The 1,893-nt window shown below is 72.2% G+C and carries 1 protein-coding gene; it reads left to right on the top strand.

What is annotated here, in order from left to right; genetic code table 11:
• On the top strand, positions 1–1,760 hold a 1,760-nt coding region (locus H297_RS0125785), incomplete at its 5' end, for an alpha/beta fold hydrolase (protein ID WP_027739400.1).
• Positions 1,761–1,893: the final 133 nt, after the last annotated feature.

The raw sequence follows: 1,893 nt of genomic DNA, 5'->3' as shown, positions 1-1,893 counted from the left end.
CCATCCGCACCCAGCACCCCCACCGCACCACCCTCATCGGCCGCGACCACACCCACCTCAACACCGCCCTCACCCACCTCACCACCAAACAGCCGAGTCCCCATGTGGTGCCGCCGGCGCGGGTGCGGCCCGGGCGGGTCGCCTTCGTGGTCCCCGCCCCCGCGGGGCAGTCCCTGGAGGCGGCGCGCGGGCTCCTGCGGTCGGCCGGTTCGGCTCCGGCCTTCGTCGAGCAGTTGGAGCGGTGTGCCGCAGCTCTGGCGCCGCACACCGACTGGAACCTCCTCGATGCGGTGACGGACCCCGCCAAGGCACCACTCGACAGAACCGAGGTCTTCGCTCCGGTCCTGTTCGCAGTGCAGGTGTCGCTGGCCGCGCTGTGGCGGGCGTTCGGTGTGCAGCCGGAGGCCGTACTGGCGGAGCCCGGCGGGGAGCCTGCGGCATCGGTGATCGAGGGGAGCTCTTCCCTGGCTGACGCGGCCCGCGCCGTTGCCGGCTCCGGCTCCGTCCCCCGGGGGGACCGGGACAGGAACGAGACGCTGAAGGCCGCCGTCGGCGAGCGGGTGGCGCAGGGCTATCGCGCCTTCCTCGAACTCAGTCCGCAGCCGTCGCTCACCGCCACGCTCACCGAGGCGCTGGCCGCGACCGACTGCGAGCCGGACGAGGTGCACATCACGCAGCCCCTCGCCGAAGGGACCGAGGCGGGCGACGGGTTCTGGCGGACGCTGGCCGAGGCCAACGTGGGTGGTGTCCGTGTCGAGTGGGCGGCCCTGCACGCGGGGCGGGATACGCCGCGCGTGGAGCTGCCCACGTACGCCTTCCAGCGGCAGCGGTACTGGTTCACCGAGACGGAGCCGAAGCCGGCCGCGCCCGCGCCCCGCGCCGAGGGGGAGCACGACCGACCGTCTGGGACCTTCACCACGTTGCTACGCCGAGCACACATCGAGGGCACCATCTCCGACGCCGTACCGGTGATCACGGGAGCCTCCAGGTTCCGGCCGTCCTTCACCACGGTCGCGGAACTGGGGGAGCGGGCGGGGTCGGTGCTGGTCGCGGACGGAGCGGCCGAGCCCGCGGTGGTGTGCGTGCCGTCCTTCCTCGCCGGCTCAGGGCCGCACCAGTTCGCGCTGCTGTCCTCCGAGTTCGCTCCTCGGCTCCCCGTCTCCGCGCTCGTCCTGCCGGGTTTCGGCAAGTCGGAACCGCTGCCGTCCTCGTGGCGGGTGGCCGTGGAGACGATGGCGGGGGCGGTGTTGCAAGCGGCAGCCGGCCGGCCCGTGGCGCTGGTCGGCCACTCGGTCGGCGGGCTGGTCGCCCAGGCGGTCACCGAGCAGTTGGAGAGCGCGGGTCACCGCGTCGAAGGCGTCGTCATGATCGATACCTACGACATCGACAAGGCGGAGGAACGTGAGGCGCTGTTCGTCTGGGCGATGAGCGAGATCCTCCACCGCGATCCGACGGGCCTGGTCGTCAACGACGACAACCTGATGGCGATGGGCGCCTATCTGCGGCTCTACGAGGAGTGGTCGCCACGCGGCATCGACGCGCCGACGCTGGCCGTACGCGCCACGGACCCGGACGCGGAACTCAACGCGCCCATCGACCCCACATGGAAGGCGGCGGACCGCACCGAATCGCTGCCGGCCGACCACTTCTCGGTCCTGGAGAGCAAGGCACCGCTGACCGCGCGGGCCCTCGCCGACTGGTTCGCGTGCCTCTCGGACGACAACGACAGCACCCGGGCCCCCGGCCCGGCACACCGATGACGGGAAGGCCATGACGCAGACAGCAACGACAACGGCACAGCAGCTCGCCCAGCGGTGGGCGGCGGACCCGCGGTGGAAGGATGTGGCACGTACCTTCAGTGCCGAGGATGTGGTGCGGCTGTCGGGCAGTGTC

It is taken from the genome of Streptomyces sp. CNT360 (assembly GCF_000424785.1).
Note: the sequence above shows the minus strand (reverse complement) of the source record. Positions and strands in the feature narration are given on the sequence as shown.